This window comes from Actinoplanes palleronii, from assembly GCF_016862315.1.
Classification (GTDB): domain Bacteria; phylum Actinomycetota; class Actinomycetes; order Mycobacteriales; family Micromonosporaceae; genus Actinoplanes; species Actinoplanes palleronii.
In genome coordinates this window covers 101,491-117,424 of sequence record NZ_BOMS01000026.1, presented here as the reverse complement: position 1 = coordinate 117,424, position 15,934 = coordinate 101,491, and the positions used below count along the sequence as shown (strand labels likewise).

At 72.4% G+C, this 15,934-nt stretch carries 13 protein-coding genes; 11 read left to right on the top strand and 2 right to left on the bottom strand.

Going from position 1 to position 15,934, the window contains the following annotated elements; genetic code table 11:
• Window positions 1-11: 11 nt before the first annotated feature.
• The 4 genes from Apa02nite_RS10405 to Apa02nite_RS10390 all read left to right on the top strand — a co-directional run bounded on the left by Apa02nite_RS10405 (window position 12) and on the right by Apa02nite_RS10390 (window position 5,266).
• The gene (locus Apa02nite_RS10405; RefSeq protein WP_203824852.1) at window positions 12-1,280 is read left to right on the top strand and encodes a sensor histidine kinase; all 1,269 of its coding nucleotides are present in this window, start codon (window positions 12-14) and stop codon (window positions 1,278-1,280) included.
• Window positions 1,268-1,933 carry a response regulator transcription factor gene (locus tag Apa02nite_RS10400; protein WP_067699650.1) on the top strand — a complete coding sequence of 222 codons (666 nt, stop codon included), beginning with the start codon at window positions 1,268-1,270 and terminating at the stop codon, window positions 1,931-1,933. Before Apa02nite_RS10405 ends, Apa02nite_RS10400 begins: the two co-directional genes overlap by 13 nt.
• A 109-nt stretch (window positions 1,934-2,042) precedes the next feature.
• Window positions 2,043-2,777, top strand: coding sequence for an ABC transporter ATP-binding protein (locus Apa02nite_RS10395; RefSeq protein ID WP_232344724.1), 735 nt, complete (start codon window positions 2,043-2,045; stop codon window positions 2,775-2,777).
• Window positions 2,774-5,266, top strand: coding sequence for an ABC transporter permease (locus tag Apa02nite_RS10390; RefSeq protein WP_203824850.1), 2,493 nt, complete (start codon window positions 2,774-2,776; stop codon window positions 5,264-5,266). Before Apa02nite_RS10395 ends, Apa02nite_RS10390 begins: the two co-directional genes overlap by 4 nt.
• Window positions 5,267-5,320: 54 nt before the next feature.
• Here Apa02nite_RS10390 and Apa02nite_RS51880 read toward each other — a convergent pair whose 3' ends face one another.
• Window positions 5,321-6,544, bottom strand: coding sequence for a chitosanase (locus tag Apa02nite_RS51880; RefSeq protein WP_203824849.1), 1,224 nt, complete (start codon window positions 6,542-6,544; stop codon window positions 5,321-5,323).
• Between the two features lie 178 nt (window positions 6,545-6,722).
• Here Apa02nite_RS51880 and Apa02nite_RS10380 point away from each other — a divergent pair, with 178 nt between their 5' ends.
• The 7 genes from Apa02nite_RS10380 to Apa02nite_RS10350 all read left to right on the top strand — a co-directional run bounded on the left by Apa02nite_RS10380 (window position 6,723) and on the right by Apa02nite_RS10350 (window position 14,565).
• Window positions 6,723-7,898, top strand: a complete 1,176-nt coding sequence (locus Apa02nite_RS10380) for an ROK family transcriptional regulator (RefSeq protein ID WP_203824848.1) — start codon at window positions 6,723-6,725, stop codon at window positions 7,896-7,898.
• 28 nt (window positions 7,899-7,926) lie between these two features.
• On the top strand, window positions 7,927-9,243 hold the full coding sequence (locus tag Apa02nite_RS10375; RefSeq protein ID WP_203824847.1) for an ABC transporter substrate-binding protein: 1,317 nt from the start codon (window positions 7,927-7,929) through the stop codon (window positions 9,241-9,243).
• Between the two features lie 3 nt (window positions 9,244-9,246).
• Entirely contained in the window at window positions 9,247-10,170 is a 924-nt protein-coding gene (locus Apa02nite_RS10370; RefSeq protein ID WP_203824846.1) for a carbohydrate ABC transporter permease, read from the top strand.
• Window positions 10,167-11,057 carry a carbohydrate ABC transporter permease gene (locus Apa02nite_RS10365; protein ID WP_203824845.1) on the top strand — a complete coding sequence of 297 codons (891 nt, stop codon included), beginning with the start codon at window positions 10,167-10,169 and terminating at the stop codon, window positions 11,055-11,057. The genes Apa02nite_RS10370 and Apa02nite_RS10365 overlap by 4 nt, the downstream gene beginning before the upstream one ends.
• Complete coding sequence (locus Apa02nite_RS10360) at window positions 11,054-12,310, top strand: family 4 glycosyl hydrolase (RefSeq protein WP_203824844.1); 1,257 nt, start codon at window positions 11,054-11,056, stop codon at window positions 12,308-12,310. The genes Apa02nite_RS10365 and Apa02nite_RS10360 overlap by 4 nt, the downstream gene beginning before the upstream one ends.
• Complete coding sequence (locus tag Apa02nite_RS10355; RefSeq protein WP_067699848.1) at window positions 12,307-13,302, top strand: N-acetylglucosamine kinase; 996 nt, start codon at window positions 12,307-12,309, stop codon at window positions 13,300-13,302. Before Apa02nite_RS10360 ends, Apa02nite_RS10355 begins: the two co-directional genes overlap by 4 nt.
• A 186-nt stretch (window positions 13,303-13,488) precedes the next feature.
• Complete coding sequence (locus Apa02nite_RS10350; protein ID WP_203824843.1) at window positions 13,489-14,565, top strand: tail fiber domain-containing protein; 1,077 nt, start codon at window positions 13,489-13,491, stop codon at window positions 14,563-14,565.
• Here the strand turns inward: Apa02nite_RS10350 and Apa02nite_RS10345 are convergent.
• Window positions 14,537-15,757, bottom strand: coding sequence for an MFS transporter (locus Apa02nite_RS10345; protein ID WP_203824842.1), 1,221 nt, complete (start codon window positions 15,755-15,757; stop codon window positions 14,537-14,539). The two genes, Apa02nite_RS10350 and Apa02nite_RS10345, sit on opposite strands and share 29 nt — an antisense overlap.
• Window positions 15,758-15,934 lie beyond the last annotated feature (177 nt).

The window sequence follows — 15,934 nt, the reverse complement described above, 5'->3', positions numbered from 1 at the left end:
TCGTCAGACGGATGCCGCAGAAAAGACGGACGCCGCAGAAGAGCAGGCCCCGGCGCGACTACCTCGTCGAGCGGCTCCGGATCAGCGTCGACGCCCTCGAACACGTCGTCGGCGGCCTCGGCACCTCGCTGCTCGCCCTGACCGCGCTGGTCTGGCTGCTGATGGTCGCCGCCGCGAGCCTGCTCGGCGTCGGCCTGCTGCTCGCGCCGACGGTCCCCCGGGTCACCCGCGCGGTCGCCGACCGGGAACGCGCCCGGCTCACCCGCTGGGGCCCGGCGGTGATCGGCCCGCCACCGCTGCCACCGGCCGTCCGGGACGCCCTGCGCGACCCGGCGGTCCGCCGTGAGCTGGCCTGGCTGGCCGGGCACGGTACGGCCGGGTTCCTGCTCGGCGCGATCGGGATCACCCTGCCGATCTACGCCGTCGAGAACGGCACGTTCCCGCTCTGGTACCGGGCGCTCGACCCGGACCAGGGCGGCCCCGGGATGATCTGGTGGCGGATCGACGGGCTCGCCGACGCGCTCGGCGTGTGGCTGATCGGCATCGGCTTCGCGGCCGTCGTGATCGGACTCGGTCCGGCGATCGCCCGGCTGCAGGCGCTCCCCGGCCGGCGGCTGCTCGGGCCGGCCGGTGACGTCGACCTGTCCCGGCGGGTCGCCGAGCTGACCGCGACCCGGGCCGCCGCCCTCGACGCGCACGCCGCCGAGCTGCGCCGGATCGAGCGCTCCCTGCACGACGGCACGCAGAACCGCCTGGTGGCGCTGACCGTACTGGTGGGTGCGGCCCGGCGGGCGGCGGACCGCAACCCGGACGCGGTCGCGGACATCCTGGACCGCGCGCAGGAAGCCGGCGAGCAGGCCCTGGCCGAGCTGCGCGCGGTGGTCCGCGGGATCCTGCCGCCGGTGCTCGACGACCGGGGTCTGGCCGGTGCGCTCGCCGGGCTGGCCGGCACCTGCGCGGTGCCGTGCCGGCTCGAGGTGGACGTGCCCGGCCGGTGTGCGGTCTCGGTCGAGGCGACCGCGTACTTCGTGGTCGCCGAGGCGCTGACCAACCTGGTGAAGCACAGCGGCGCGGTCTCGGCCGCGGTCACCGTGCGGCGCGACGGCGACCGGCTGCGCCTGCGGATCAGCGACGACGGCACCGGCGGCGCGGACGAGGACGGCGGCACCGGGCTGCGCGGCATCCGGCGCCGGGTCGAGGCCTACGATGGCCGCTTCGTGATGGTCAGCCCGCCGGGCGGCCCGACGACGATGGACGTGGAGCTGCCGTGCGGATCGTGATCGCCGAGGACGACCCGCTGCTGCGCGAGGGCCTGGCGCTGCTGCTGCGGGCCGAGGGTCTGGAGGTGGTCGCCACCGCCGACGGGCCGGGCACGTTCCTGGACGCGGTCGGCGAGCACCGGCCGGACGTCGCGATCGTCGACGTGCGGATGCCGCCCACGCACACCGACGAGGGGATCGTGGCCGCCGTCGAGGCGCGCCGCCGGCAGCCGGGCCTGGCCGTGCTGGTGCTGTCCGCGTATGTCGAGCAGGCGTTCGCCACCGACCTGCTGGCCCGGGGCAGCGCCGGGCTCGGTTACCTGCTCAAGGAACGGGTCGGCCGGGTCGAGGAGTTCCTCACCGCCCTGCACCGGGTGGCCGCCGGTGGCACCGCGGTCGACCCGGAGGTGGTCGGGCAGCTGCTGGCCCGGTCCCGCCCGGACAGCGGACTGGCCCAGCTGAGCCCGCGCGAGACCGAGGTGCTCGCGGTGATGGCCGAGGGGCTGGGCAACTCCGCGATCGCCGAGCGGCTGGTCATCACGGACGGGGCCGTGCACAAACACATCCGCAGCATCTTCGCCAAGCTCGGCCTGGCGCCCGACGACCGCGCCGACCGCCGGGTGACCGCCGTGCTGCGCTACCTGGACGGCCCGCCGGGACAGCCCCGGGGGTAGCGCCTGCTGTACCTGGATCGTGGTGCCAGCGTCATTTCGCGGGCCGGGCGATCGGCGAAGACTTTCCGGTGTGAACAGCCAGCGAACCTCCGTCCTCGATGAGCCCGCGGTGCGAGTCCAGGGGCTCACCCGCACCTACGCGTCCGACGGGGAGCCGGTCCGGGCGCTGGCCGGCGTCGACGCCGCCTTCCTCCGGGGCACCTTCACCGCGATCATGGGTCCGTCCGGCTCCGGCAAGAGCACCCTGCTGCAGGCGGCGGCCGGCCTGGACCGGCCGACCGCGGGCAGCGTCTGGATCGGTGACACCGAGCTGTCCCGGCTCTCCGAGACCCGGCTGACCGAGCTGCGCCGGGGCCGGATCGGCTTCGTCTTCCAGGCGTTCAACCTGATCGGCGCGCTGACCGTCGAGGAGAACATCCTGTTGCCGCTGCGCCTGTCCGGCGTCCGGCCCGACCGCGCCTGGATCGCGCGGGTGGTCGAGCGGGTCGGGCTCGGTGAGCGGCTGCGGCACCGGCCGTCCGCGCTCTCCGGCGGCCAGCAGCAGCGGGTCGCGATCGCCCGGGCGCTGGCCACCCGTCCGGAAGTGATCTTCTGCGACGAGCCGACCGGCGCGCTCGACACCACCACCGCGGCCGAGGTGCTCGCTCTGCTGCGCGGGGTGGTCGACGAGCACGGGCAGACCGTCGTGATGGTCACCCACGACCCGGTGGCCGCGTCCTGGGCCGACCGGGTGATCGTGCTGGCCGACGGGCGGCTGGTGCACGACATGCCACAGCCGGGCGCGGAGCGGATCGCCGAGCACCTGGCCGCCCTGGGCCGCAAGCGCGCGGTGGGTGCCCGATGACCACGCTCGCCGCGCGCCTGCTGCGCGCCCGCCCCGGTTCCTCGGCCGCCACCCTGCTCGCGCTCACGCTCGGCGCGCTGATCCTGACCGCGATGGGAGTCCTGGTCGAGTCCGGACTGCGCTATCACCCCGAGCCGGTCCGCTATGCCGCCGCCGATCTGGTGGTCGCCCGGCCGGACACCACGTTCACCAGCAAGGAGTTCGACGGGGAGACCTATCGGAGCACGGTGGCGCTGCCCGAGGGCGGGACGGTGCCGGTCGCGCTGGCCGGGACGATCCGCGACCTGCCGGGCGTCGCGGCGGTCGCGGTGGACGAGAACATCCCGGTGGTCACCGCCGACGGCTCGCTCGCGGCCGGCCGGGGCTGGGGGAGTGCGATCCTTTCACCGTACGAGCTGACGGCCGGCCGTGCACCCGCCCGTGAGGACGAGGTGGTGCTCGACGCGGGTGCCGCCGGGGGCGCGCTGCCGGGTTCCCGGGTCGGGTTGGTGGTGGGCGGGGTGCTCCGGTCGTACGAGATCAGTGGTCTTGTCACCGGGACCGGGACGGCCACGGCTTTCTTCACCGACGCGCACGCCGCGGCACTGGCCCCGCGCAGCGGCGGGGTGACCGCGATCGGCGTGCTCGCCGCGCCCGGCACCGACGTTGCCGACCTGCGTGCCCGAGTCGAACGGGTCGCCGGCGACGCGCGGGTGCTGACCGGAACTGATCGCGGCCTGGCGGAACGGTCGGCGGATCGCGCGGCGGCCGGCCTGCTGATCCAGATCGGCGCCTCGTTCGGTGGTTACGTCGCGCTGCTGATCGTGTTCGTGGTCGCCGCGACCGTCGGGCTCTCGGTCCGGCACCGCCGCCGCGACCTGGCCCTGCTCCGGGCCGTGGCGGCCACCCCGGGCCAGGTCCGCCGCATGATCATGGCGGAGTCGGCGCTGATCGGCCTGGTCGCCGCGGTGCTCGGCGTGCCGGGCGGCCTGGTCGCGGCCCGCTGGCTGACCGGCGAGCTGACCGGGCGCGGGTTCCTGCCGGCCAGCTTCCCGATGCTTCCCGGTGTGCTCGCCGCGCCCGCCGCGGCCGGGGTCGTGCTGGTGTCGGCGGTGCTGGCCGGGCTGCTCGCCGCCCGCCGGATCAGCGCCGTCAAACCCGCCGAGGCGCTGGGCGAGGCCGCCGCCGAACCGACCGGCGGTGGCCGCACCCGGCTGATCGGCGGCCTGGTCGCGCTGGTCGCGGCGGCCTCGGCGGCGGTGGCCGCGGTCGCGGTGAGCGGGCAGACCGCGATGGGCGCGGCGCTCGGCATGCTCTACCTGTTCGTCCTCGCCGTCGCGCTGCTCGCACCGTGGATCACGAATGCGGCCGCCCGGCTGCTGACCCCGGTGCTGCGGACGGGTTTCGGGACCGGCGGCTACCTGGCGGCGGCCAACCTGCGGGCGAACGCCCGGGGCTCGGCGACCGTGCTGACCTCGCTGGTGCTCGCGGTCGGGTTCGGCGGTTCGGTGTGGTTCCTGCAGAACAACCTGGAACGTCAGGCGGTCGCCGAGAGCCGGTCCGGTCTGCTCGCCTCGCGGGCCCTGGTGTCGGGCGCGGGCCTGTCCGGGTCGGCGCTGGCCGAGGTCCGCGCGATCCCCGGGGTCCGCTCGGCGACCCCGGTCCGGCACACCACCGTGCTGGCGCCGCTGATGGGCGACGGCGAGTCGATCGGCGCCCGGGCGGTCGACCCGGCCACCGCGGGCGCGGCCTTCGACCTCGACGTCACCGCGGGCTCGCTGACCGGCTTGCGCGACGGCGCCGTCGCGGTGTCGCGCACCCAGTCGTCGATGTTCGGCTGGGACGTGGGCGACGACGTCGAGCTGCGGCTCGGCGACGGCGCCGCCGTGCACGCCCGGGTCGTCGCGATCTACCGGCGCGGCCTCGGCTTCGGCGACGTGGTGCTGCCCCTGTCGACGGTCGCCGGGCACACCGCGACGAACCTCGACGACGAGATCCTGATCAGCGCACCGGCCTCGGCCGACACCGCGCTGCGGGCGGTCGCCGCCCGGCACCCGGGCAGCACCGTGGTCGACGCCGCCGCGCTGACCGGCGGCCTGGCGAAGGACCTGGCGCTGAGCGCCTGGCTGAACCGCCTGCTGATCGGGGTGATGGTCGGCTACACGGTGGTGGCGGCGGCCAACACCATGGTGATGGCCGCCCTCGCGCGGCGCCGGGAGCTGGCCCTGCTGCGCCTGGTCGGGGTGACCCGGCGTCAGGTCCGGCGGATGGTGAACGCGGAACAGTTCGGGTTGCTCGGCACCGCCGTGGTGCTCGGCGGGTCGATCGCCGCGCTGACCCTGAGCAGCGTGGTCCGGGCGCTGACCGGCAGCCCGGTGCCGTACGTGCCGCCGCTGGGCGCGGTGGTCGTGCTCGGCGGGACGACGATCCTGGCGCTGGCCACGACGGTGCTGCCGATCGCCCGGTTGCTGCGGGTGCCGCCGATCGAGCACATCGGCATCAAGGAATAAGGGGGGTGGGTGGGGCCGGACGAGGGGGTGTCCGGCCCCACCCACGAGGGGGTGTCAGCCGATGTGGAACGAGTCGCCGTAGACCTTGAAGTCCAGCGGCGTGTTCAGGTCGAAGTTGCCGTTGTTGAGGAAGACCCGCTGGGCCGTGTCGATCCGCGACACGTCCGAGTGCGCCTCCTCCTTCTTCATCTCGACGACCCGCTCGTCCATGAACGCGTTCAGCCAGGCGCGCTCGTCGCCGCCCTGCGCCGGCGGCTTGGCCTTCTTGAGCGCGCGGGTCCGGATGGACCGCATGCCCTCGTAGCCGTGCACCACCGAGGCGTCGTAGTAGGCGAACTGCCCGAGGGCGCGGACGCCGTCGGACTTGCCGTCACGGACCGACGGGTTGAAGTACACCCGGTCCCGCTCGGACTCCTGCGCGGCCTGGAACACCGAGTCGGCCGCCGCGGTCTTCCAGTCCCTGGTGAAGTTGGGGTCGAGCCCTGCGTGCGACTCGGTCCCGTTGACGTTGCGCAGCGCCGGCAGGTATTTCGCCAGCACGTTCGACGGCTTGGTGGCGGTGTACGCCTCGACCAGCTCGAGCATGTCACCGGTGCCCGAGCAGAAGCCGATGATGCCGGCCGTGTAGCCCCGGCCGTCCTTGATGTCCTCGATGTAGGAGAACTGGGCGCGCCAGTTCAGCGAGGAGTTCTCGGCCGCCGAGACGATCTGCATGGCGACGTCCTTCTTCGCCGGATCGTCGAGGTTCTTGCCGGTCGGTGCCGCCGTGGTCGACGTGGGAGCCGGGCTGGTCGGGCTGGTGCCGCCGGGCAGGACCCAGGTCTGGTTCGCGGTGGTGGAACACGTCCAGATCTGCAGCCGGGCGCCGTTGGCGGTGCTCTTGTCCGTCACGTCCAGGCACTTGCCGGAACCGGCGTTGACCAGGGTGCCGTTGGTGAACGTCCACTTCTGGGCGCCGGTGGCGTTGCAGTCGTACAGCTGGATCTTGGCGCCGTTCGCGGTGGCGGCGGCGGTCACGTCCAGGCACTTGCCCAGCGAGCGGATGGTCTGGTCGGTGTTGCCGACCGACCACTGCTGTGCGGCCGAATTGTTGCAGTCGTAGAGCTGGATCGCGGCTCCGTTGGTGCTCGAGGCGCCGGCGACATCGATGCATTTGCCACCGAGGCCCTTGATCGGTCCGGCCGTGGCAGCACTGGCCGGCAGCAGTCCGTAGATCACGGCCGCACCGGGGATGACCAGGCCTAACGTGGCGTAGAGAACTTTCCTGACGCGAGTCATGGCGCTCCTGAGAGAGGGGGGTGAGGGGGTCAGCGCGCGCGTTGGGGTCGGACTCTACGACTGTTAAGTTGGTTTATCAATCCCGGTCTATCAGGAAGATTCGACTCTTGACTCAGTCGATGGAGTGCCTCAGGATGAGCCAACTGTTAAACAACTTGCCTATCAACCGGGGGCCCCGATGACGCGTCTTGCCGGCTCGTCCAAGCTGCTCCGGGCCATGAACGAGAGCGCCGCGCTGGAGCTGCTGCTCGACCCGGGCAACCTCACCCGGGCCGATCTGCGCAAGCTGACCGCGCTCTCCACGCCGACCATCTCCGAGGTGCTGCGCCGGCTGACCGAGGCCGGACTGGTCACCGTCGTCGGGCACGCCAGTGGCCGGCCGGGCCCGAACGCCGAGGTCTACGCGGCCAACCCGGACGCCGCCTACGCGGCCGCCGTCTCGGTCCGCGACGTCGGCACCAGCGGCACCCCGTCGGTCGCGGCCGCGCTCTGCGACCTGACCGGCGAGGTCCGGGCCCGGTTCGAGTCCCGCGTCGACTTCCTCGGCGCCGACCCGGTGGCCGCGGTGTCCGATGTGGTCGCCCAGCTCCGCGAGCAGGCCGGCATCCCGGCCGGGCGGCTGCGGCACGTGCAGCTCGGCGTGCCCGGGTCGTACGACCCGCGGACCGGGACGATCCGCCTGGTCGACGTGCCCGGCTTCGGCCGTCCCGGCCTGGTGCCCGCGATCGCCGCGGCGCTCGGCACGGACGTCGGCGTCGACAACGACGTCAACCTGGCCGCGGTCGCCGAGCGCCGGCGCGGCGCGGGCCGGGACACGGAGAACTTCGCGCTGCTCTGGATCGGCCAGGACGGCCTCGGTCTGGCCATCGACATCAACGGGACGCTGCTGCGCGGCACCCGCGGAGGCGCCGGCGAGATCGGGTACGTGCCGCTGTACTCACCCGACTCACCGCACCGCAAGCTGGACCTGCAGGACCTGTTCGGCGGCGCCGCGATCATGGAGCTGGCCCGGGACACCGGCGTCGTCGGCGACACCCCCGCCGAGGTGGTCGCGGCCGCCGCCGCGGCCGGGCCCGGCGAGTTCCTGACCACCCTTGCCGACCGGATCGTGGTCGGCCTGGCCGCCGTGATCGCGGTGCTCGACCCCTATCTCGTGGTGCTCGCCGGCCCGATCGCCCAGGCCGGTGGCGACACCCTGCTCACCACGGTGACCACCGCGTTCCGGCGGGCCGCCCCGCTGGAGAGTTCGTTCGCGGTCACCACCATCGATGACGACGCGGTGCTGCTCGGCGCGCTCGACGCCGGTCTCGCCGCGGTCCGGGAAGCCTTGACCGTCGCCGTCCGCGACAGCTGACACCCCTCACCTTTCTTGAGAGGCTCACGTGAACAAACGGATCCCCCATACCCTTTTCGCCCTGGGCGCCGCGGTCCTGCTGACCACGGCGTGCACCCCGGCTCCGAAGGAGAACAAGGTCGCCGACCCCGGCACCGCGGTCTCCGGGACGGTCGAGCTGTGGCACTTCTTCACCGAGCGTGAGGCCACCGCGATCGACCAGGTGGTCAAGGACTTCACCGCCACCCACCCGAACATCAAGGTGACGGTCAAGGCCGGTCAGGACGACTCCAAGGTCACCCAGGCGATCGGCGCCGGCAACGGGCCGGACGTCGGGCTCTCCTACTCCACCGACATCGTCGGCAAGTTCTGCTCGTCCGGCGCATGGGTCGACCTCAAGCCGTACCTCGACCGGGACAAGGTGGACCTGAACCAGCTCAACGCGACCACCCGGTCGTACACCGAGTTCGACGGCAAGCGGTGCGCCATGCCGTTCCTGGCCGACGCGTACGGGATGTACTACAACAAGGACCTGTTCGCGAAGGCCGGCATCACGTCGCCGCCGAAGACCCTGGACGAGCTGACCGAGGACGCCAAGAAGCTGACCGTCCGCAACCCGGACGGGTCGCTCAAGCAGGTCGGTTTCCTGCCGCTCTACGACTTCTACGAGAACGCCGCCGCGCACCTGGCGCCGGCCACCGGCGCGAAGTGGCTGACCGCCGACGGCAAGAGCGCGGTCGGCGCCGACCCGAACTGGAAGACCCTGCTCACCTGGCAGAAGAACCTGGTCGACTGGTACGGCTACGCGAACCTGACCAAGTTCAAGGCCAGCCTCGGCGACGAGTTCAGCGCCGACAACGCGTTCCAGAAGGGCCAGGTGGCGATCAACATCGACGCCGAGTACCGCCTGGCGTTCCTCAAGGACCAGTCGCCGGACCTCAAGTACGGCGTGGCACCGCTGCCCACCAGCGACCCGGCCCGCTACGGCGGCGGCTACGTCACCGGCAACATCATGGGCATCTCCAAGAACGCCAAGAACCCCGAGGCGGCCTGGGAGCTGATCAAGTACCTGACCACCGACGACGCCGCGGTGATCAAGCTGGCCGGACTGCTGAAGAACGTGCCGACCACGACCAAGGCGATCGCCGACCCGACGCTGAACGCGGACCCGGACTTCAAGACGTTCATCGACATCTTCAACAACCCGAACTCGATGACGTCGCCGCCGTCCGCGTCCGGACCGGCGTACCAGGAGACCTTCGGGCAGTTCCTGACCACCTACCAGTCCGGCAAGGTGCCCGACCTGGACAAGGGCCTGACCGAGGCGGACCAGAAGATCAACGGCGTCATGTCGCTGGGCGGCTGAGGCATGGGCGTCCGTCTCCGCCGGGGTGCGATCACGTTCTCCTTCCTGGCGCCCGCGCTGATCGGCATCGCGGCGTTCTTCGTCTACCCCCTGATCTCGGCGGTCTACTTCTCGTTCACGAAGTTCGACCTGCTCTCCGTGCCGCAGTGGGTGGGACTGGACAACTACCGGCGGATGGCGGACGACCCGTTCCTGCTCCAGGCGGTGCGTAACACGCTCTGGATGGTGGCGGTCTTCGTCCCGGTGCGGATCCTCGGCGCGATCGGCCTGTCGATGCTGCTCGTCCAGTTCAAACGGGGCGCGGGCATCTACCGGACGATCTTCTACCTGCCCGCCCTGATCCCGCCGGTGGCTGCCACCATCGCGTTCGTCTACCTGCTCAAGCCGGGCACCGGCCCGGTCAACCACCTGCTCGAGATGGTCGGCGTCGACGGCCCGCTCTGGTTCAACTCACCGGCCTGGGCCAAGCCGTCGCTCGTCCTGCTCGGGCTGTGGGGCATCGGCGAGTTGATGATCATCTTCCTGGCGGCGGTGCTGGGCGTCCCGGAGAGCCTCTACGAGGCCGCGTCGCTGGACGGCGCGAACGCCTGGCACAAGTTCCGGTCGATCACGCTGCCGACGATCCGCCCGGTGATCCTCTTCGCGGCGGTCACCGGCGTGATCTACACGCTGCAGTACTTCGACCAGGCGGCGGTGGCCGGCTCGATCGCCAGCGGGCAGGCCACCGTCGGCGCCGGGATCTCCCAGTCCTTCGGCTATCCGGAGGGTTCCACGTTCACCTACCCGCTGTGGCTCTACACCGTCGGGTTCCGCTACAGCGCGCTCGGCTACGCGAACGCCCTCGCGATCGCGCTGTTCGCGGTCGCGCTCGGGGTCACCGTGATCCTGCTGCGCCGCGCCAAGGCGTTCTCCGGGGAGGAATCATGACGGCCCTGCTTGACCGGCTGCTTGACCGGCCGGTGGCGCCGGTCGCCGCGCCGCGTACCGAGAAGAGGCGGATCCGGCTCGACTGGATCGCCCGGCACAGCATCGCCATCGCCCTGGCGATCATGTTCCTGACGCCGGTCGTCTACCTGGTCCTGCTCTCGCTGATGACCAGCGACCAGGCCCTGACCAGCGATTACTGGCCGAATTCCTGGCACCCGGAGAACTACCTCAAGGTGTTCCAGGCGACGCCGCTGCCGCACTACCTGCTGAACACCATGATCTACGCGGTGTCGGCGACGGTGCTCACCCTGGCGTCCAGCGTGCCCGCCGCGTACGCCCTGGCGAAGCTGAAGTTCCGCGGCCGCAACCTGATGTTCCTCACGGTGATCTGCGTGATGATGCTCCCGCCGCAGGTCGTCACGGTCCCGCTCTATCTGATGTGGGCCCGCTACGGCCTGACCGGCTCGCTCTGGCCGCTGATCATCCCGACCCTGTTCGGCGACGCGTTCTGCATCTTCCTGCTCCGGCAGTTCCTGCTGACCATCCCGAGCGAGTACCTCGACGCGGCCCGGGTGGACGGCTGCGGCGAGTGGCGCACCCTGCTGCGGGTGGTGCTGCCGATGGCCCGGCCGGGCATCGCGGCGGCCGGCCTGTTCCAGTTCTTCTTCTGCTGGAACGACTACTACGGTCCACTGCTCTACACCAGCGAGAACGAGAGCTCGTGGACGCTCTCGCTGGGCCTGGCCTCGTTCCGCACCGTGCACCACGTCGACTGGAATCTGGTCACCGCGGCGACGGTGCTGGCCATGGCCCCATTGATCATCATTTTCTTCTTCGCTCAGCGCTCGTTCGTGCAGGGCATCACACTGACAGGGTTCAAAGGATGAAGATCGCGGTCATCGGCGGCGGATCGACCTACACGCCCGAGCTGGTCGACGGGTTCGCCCGGCTCGGCTCGATGGTCTCCGAGCTCGTCCTGATCGACCCGGCCGCCGAACGGCTGGAGATCGTCGGGGCGTTCGCGGCCCGGATCTTCAAGCAGTACGGCCACCCGGGCACGGTGACCTGGACGACCGATCTGGACGCCGGGGTCACCGACGCCGACGCCGCGGTGATCCAGCTGCGGGTCGGCGGCCAGCAGGCCCGGATCACCGACGAGACGTTCCCGCTCGAGTGCGGCTGCGTCGGTCAGGAGACGACCGGCGCGGGCGGGCTGGCCAAGGCGCTGCGGACCGTACCGGTGATCCTGGACGTCGCGGAGCGGATCCGGGCGCGGGCCAAGCCCGGCGCGTGGATCGTCGACTTCACCAACCCGGTCGGGATCGTCACCCGGGCGCTGCTGGACGCCGGGCACAAGGCGGTCGGGCTGTGCAACGTGGCGATCGGGTTCCAGCGCCGGTTCGCCGCCCACCTGGGTGTCGCGCCGTCCGCGGTGGTCCTCGACCACGTCGGGCTGAACCACCTGACCTGGGAACGGGCCGCCTACGTGGACGGCGTCGACCGGCTCCCGGAGCTGATCTCGGCGCATCTCGACGAGATCGCCGGCGAGGTGGACGTGCCCGCCGAGATCATCACGATGCTCGGCAACGTGCCGTCGTACTACCTGTCGTACTTCTACAACCACGACAAACACGTGCGGGAGTCGCGGAACGTGCCGACCCGCGGGCAGCGGGTCGCCGAGATCGAGGCGATCCTGCTCGACATGTACCGCGACGTCACCCTCACCGAGAAGCCGGCGCTGCTCGGCGAACGCGGCGGCGCCTACTACTCGGAGGCCGCGGTCGGCCTGCTCGCCTCACTCTTCGGCCTCGACGACGGCGCCGTGCACTCGGTGAACGTCCGCAACAACCTGACCCTGCCGTTCCTCCCGGCCGACGCGGTCATCGAGATCTCGGCCCGGGCGGGCCTCGAGGGCCCAGTTCCGCTGCCGGTCACCGCGGTCTCGCCCGACCTGGCCGCGCTCATCACACACACCTGGGGGTACGAGGAACTGGCGCTCGACGCGGCCCTGCGCGGCGGACGCGACCGGGTCTACCGGGCGCTGCTCGCGCACCCGCTGATCGGACAGCACGAATACGCCGACGCCCTCGCGGACAAGCTGATCGCGGCCGGTCGCAGCCACCTCGCGTGGGCGCGATGAGCGCGCTCTACCTGGCGGCCGACGGTGGCAACTCGAAGACCGACGTGGTCCTCGGCGACGCCTCCGGCGAGGTGCTCGCCGTGGTCCGCGGCGGCACGTCCTCGCCGCACAACATCGGCCTGACCGGCACCGTCCGGGTGCTGGGCGCTCTGTTCGAGGCGGCCCGGGCCCGGGCCGGGCTGGCACCGGACACCCCGATCGACACCGTCGCGGTGTACCTGGCCGGCGCCGACCTGCCGATCGAGGTGAGCCGGCTGCAGGAGGCGGTGTCCGGGCAGGGCTGGGGCCACCGCGCCCTGGTCGACAACGACTGTTTCGCCCTGCTCCGGGCCGGCACGTCGATGCCGGACGCGGTGACCGTGGTGTGCGGCGCGGGCACCAACTGCGTCGGGCGCTCCGCCGACGGCCGCACCGCCCGGTTCGTCGCGCTCGGCCCGATCTCGGGGGACTGGGGCGGCGGCCACGACCTGGCCGAGCACACGCTGCGCGAGGCGGCCCGGGGCGAGGACGGCCGCGGCCGCTCGACCGCGCTGTCCGCCGCGGTGGCCGCGCACTTCGGCCGGGCGTCCGTCGAGGAGGTCAGCATCGCCCTGCACCTGGGTGAGCTGCCGATGGACCGGATCCCGGAGCTGGCCCCGCTGCTGTTCGAGGTGGCCACGGCCGGCGACCAGGTGGCGTCCGCGCTGATCACCCGGCAGGCCGAGGAGATCCTGGCCCAGCACCGGGTGGCCGCCGGCCGGCTGAACCTGCTGGCCGCCCCGCACGCCCTGGTGCTCGGCGGCGGCGTCCTGCAGGCCCGGCACCCGTTGCTGCACGACCAGGTGGTCGCCGGCGCCCGCGCCCAGGCGCCGCTGGCCGAGGTCACCGTGCTCTCCGCCCCGCCGGTGGTCGGCGCCGCCCTGCTGGCCCTGGACACCCTGGACACCACCCCGGCCGCCGAGCCCACCCTGCGGGCCGCCATCACCCCCGCCAACCTCCTCACCCCGGTCTGACCCCAGCGGTGGTCCATGCCGCGGCGGAGCTCGCGGTCCCCGGCTGGTGCTCAGGGGTGTCTCAACGCCCTTGAGACACCCCTGAGCACCAGCCGGGGAAATGTCGGATCGAGGCCGCAGCTGTTGAGTGGGTCTTCCCGGGCGAGTACCGAGGTCGGGTAGGGACGACACGGAGGAGACCACACCATGTCCTGGGATCTCGACGGCAATCAGGTGAACGGCAACAACAACTTCCTCGGCACCAGGAACAACGCTTCCTTGGTGATCCGGACGAACACGAGCGGCGCGCCCTCGAACCTCGAGGAGGTGCTCCGCGTGACGCCCTCCTCGAACAGCGCCCGGGGCCGGGTCGGCATCGCCACCACCAGTCCCAGCCAGCAACTCACGCTGGGCTCCGGCAACGTGCTGCTTCCGGACGCGCGCCAGGGCACCGACGGGAACCTGTACTTCGGCGGTCGTACCGACGTCGGCGAGAACGGCATGCGGTTGTTCGGCGGGGACGTCAACGGTGGCACCCTGCCCGGCGGTTTCCTCGACGTGAAGACGGCCGATGGCCAGGACGGGCTGCGGATCCGGGTGGACACCGCGAACGGCGGCACCGAGCGGGTCCGGGTCGCCGCGAACGGCAACGTCGGCATCGGCACCGGGACACCGAGCCAGCGGCTGACCCTGGGCTCCGGCAACGCGTTGTTGCCCACCGCGGCGGCCGGCACCGACGGGAACCTGTACTTCGGCGGCCGTACCGATGCCGGGGAGACCGGTATGCGGTTGTTCGGCGGCAACGTCAACGGCACCATTCCCGGTGGCTTCATCGACGTCCGCAGCACCAGCCCCGCCGAGGGGCTCCGGATCCGCGTCGACACCGGCAACGGCGGCACCGAACGGCTGCGGGTCACCTCGAACGAGGTCCGTGCCTCGGTGCCGATCGTCGCGCCGAACCTGTCCGACATGCGGGTGAAGGAGAACGTCCGGCCGCTGCGCGGCGTGCTGGACCGCTTGGCCGGGGTGCGCGGCGTCGCCTTCGACTGGGCGGACACCCCGGCCGTCGGCGAGAGCCGGTCCGGGCGCCCCGGCATCGGGGTGCTCGCGCAGGAGGTGGAGACGGCCTTCCCCGAGCTGGTGGAGGAGTTCGGCGATCATCGGTTGAAGAGCGTCGACTACCACGGGCTGGTCGCCGCGCTGCTCACGGCCGCGACCGAGCTCCGCGACGAGGTGGCGGCGCTGCGCGCCCGGATCAGCGTGCTCGAGGCCGCACCCTCGTGAGCCCGCGCCGCCGGGCGGTGCGGTCACGGCGCGGGCCGCCGTACTCCAGGAGAAGACCGGTGGCGGCGGCGGACAGTGCGATGGCGGCGGACAGCAGGAGGAGCGGTCTGCCGGTGGCTGTGGTGGCCGTGACCAGGAGCGGACCCGCTGCCATGCCCGCGGTCTGCGCCAGGCTGGACAGGGCGTGGCAGCGGCCGCGCAGCGGAGCCGGGGCGATCGTGTCGACCAGGGCCGGCAGCGCGCCGGCGATCAGCAGCTCGCCGGCCCCGGTGAGGATCGCGGCGCAGGTCAGGGCGGCTCGGGTGCTCAGCCCGGCGCCGAGCACGGTGGGGATGCAGACCGCCCAGGCCAGCGCCCACAGGGTCGCGGTGCTCAGCAACGCGGCACGGGCGGAGAACCGGCCGGCGCACCGGGTGGCGAGCGGCGCGCCGGCGACGACGGCGACGCAGTTGGCGACGCTGACCCAGGACAGGGCGGCCGGGTCGTGCGCGGCGATCGCGAGCACCGGCGGGGCGGCGCTGAAGATGCCGAAACCGACAGTGGAGAGCAGGGCGGCGGCGCCGAGCAGCCGCACCAGACGCCGGTCGGCGAGGGCGTGCCGGTAGCCGCCGGGTGGCGCCGGGGCGGGTCTCGGTGTGGCGCGCGGGCCACCGGAAACGGTCATGCCGAGGGCGGCCAGGCAGGTCAGGGCGGCGGCGGCCCACAGCAGCGGGATCAGCGGGCGGTGGGCCAGCGCCAAGCCGCCCAGGGCGGCGCCGGTCGCCATGCCGATGTTGTAGACCGTGTACTGGAGCGTGTAGATCCGCCGGTGGTCGTGCGCCGGGGTCAGGGTGGCCAGCAGCGTGACCAGGGCCGGGATCGAGACCGCGAAACCGAGGGCGGTGACCGCGATCCCGGCCGCGACCGGGACCACGCCGGTCGCGGCGGCGACGACCGGCAGGCCGGCCACCGCGAGCGCCAGGCCCGCGGCCATCATCGGGCGGCCGCCGTACCTGTCGATCAGGGCGCCGGCGAACGGGCTGCCGAGCAGACCGGCGACCGCCGCCAGGGCGAGAACCCCGGTCGCCGCGGTCAGCGACAGGCCGCGCACGTCATGGAGGAGCACGATCACGTACGGCTCGGTCAGCCCGATCCCGAGCGCCGTCGTCAGCTCGGCGGCGAGCAGCAGCCGGACAGTACGGTCCTCCGCCATGCCCCCGCCCCGTCTGGATCAGCCGTGCCGCCGGCTCGTGGAATGGACCTTATGGGGGCATCCGCGCCGTTCAGATGCCTCGTTCGGGTGGTCGTGACCGGTGAGCGCGGGTCGTGTCGCCGTTCACCCGGACAGGGTCGGCGGAGTCGTCGCCCGTAGTGCCGGATGTCCTGGCCG

Bases quoted from the DNA above. Each gene is read 5' to 3' on its own strand.
- Apa02nite_RS10405 (WP_203824852.1), top strand. From the start codon at position 12: ATGCCGCAGAAAAGACGGACGCCGCAGAAGAGCAGGCCCCGGCGCGAC.
- Apa02nite_RS10390 (WP_203824850.1), top strand. From the start codon at position 2,774: ATGACCACGCTCGCCGCGCGCCTGCTGCGCGCCCGCCCCGGTTCCTCG.
- Apa02nite_RS51880 (WP_203824849.1), bottom strand. From the start codon at position 6,544: ATGACTCGCGTCAGGAAAGTTCTCTACGCCACGTTAGGCCTGGTCATC.
- Apa02nite_RS10380 (WP_203824848.1), top strand. From the start codon at position 6,723: ATGACGCGTCTTGCCGGCTCGTCCAAGCTGCTCCGGGCCATGAACGAG.
- Apa02nite_RS10370 (WP_203824846.1), top strand. From the start codon at position 9,247: ATGGGCGTCCGTCTCCGCCGGGGTGCGATCACGTTCTCCTTCCTGGCG.
- Apa02nite_RS10365 (WP_203824845.1), top strand. From the start codon at position 10,167: ATGACGGCCCTGCTTGACCGGCTGCTTGACCGGCCGGTGGCGCCGGTC.
- Apa02nite_RS10360 (WP_203824844.1), top strand. From the start codon at position 11,054: ATGAAGATCGCGGTCATCGGCGGCGGATCGACCTACACGCCCGAGCTG.
- Apa02nite_RS10355 (WP_067699848.1), top strand. From the start codon at position 12,307: ATGAGCGCGCTCTACCTGGCGGCCGACGGTGGCAACTCGAAGACCGAC.
- Apa02nite_RS10350 (WP_203824843.1), top strand. From the start codon at position 13,489: ATGTCCTGGGATCTCGACGGCAATCAGGTGAACGGCAACAACAACTTC.
- Apa02nite_RS10345 (WP_203824842.1), bottom strand. From the start codon at position 15,757: ATGGCGGAGGACCGTACTGTCCGGCTGCTGCTCGCCGCCGAGCTGACG.